The sequence below is a fragment of the Oleiphilus sp. HI0043 genome (genome assembly GCF_001634935.1).
In genome coordinates this window covers 1-750 of the sequence record NZ_LWEY01000664.1, presented here as the reverse complement: position 1 = coordinate 750, position 750 = coordinate 1, and the positions used below count along the sequence as shown (strand labels likewise).

The 750-nt window shown below is 42.1% G+C and carries 1 protein-coding gene; it reads right to left on the bottom strand.

Annotated elements, in window-relative coordinates:
- Positions 1–20: 20 nt before the first annotated feature.
- A complete protein-coding gene (locus A3729_RS07915) occupies positions 21–641 on the bottom strand; it encodes a riboflavin synthase (protein ID WP_068510525.1) in 621 nt (206 codons plus the stop codon).
- Positions 642–750: the final 109 nt, after the last annotated feature.

The window sequence follows — 750 nt, the reverse complement described above, 5'->3', positions numbered from 1 at the left end:
ATTAGACCTAAAGCCAGCATTTAAGCTGGCTTTTTTGTGCTCATGAATCGCTCCACGGTATCAACGATGGTCTGAGTTTGAGGGTCAATTTCTAGGTTCACTGCATCATCTACCTTGAGTTCACCAAAGGTTGTTACCTCTAGTGTTTCAGGTATTAGATGAACGCTAAAGGACTCATTAGATACTTCGCCTAGTGTTAGACTGCAGCCATTTAATCCGGCAAAGCCTTTAGGTAGGAGGTATTTTTGGAGATTTTCGGGTGTTGTGAAATAAACTGTATGGACATCGTTAGCTGAGTCAATTTTACATATTTCAACGCTGCAATGGATATGCCCAGACATTAGATGGCCGCCTATCTCATCACCAATAGCCGCGGCTCGCTCAAAGTTAACTTGGTCGCTTTCTTGTAGCGAGCCAAGGTTTGTTAGTTTAAGTGTCTCGAGCATTACGTCGAAGTTCGCCCAGTTTTGCTCAAGATCAAAGGCGGTAGCGGTCAGACAAGTGCCGTTAATTGCAATACTTGCGCCTTTACTTATGTTTTTCAATGCGCCATCAGGAAAACCTATTTTTAATGTTTTTAGATTGTCTGTACCTGAAATTTCAAGAATGCTTGCTTTACCTTGAACGATGCCTGTGAACATAATTCCTTAAACTCTCATTTTAATATGGCTAGTGTTTGTGAGGAGGCGTTTGTCGAATTAGTGCGAGAGTGTTTCAGTGAGTGGCCACGATAAAGTGGCACTGTATTAC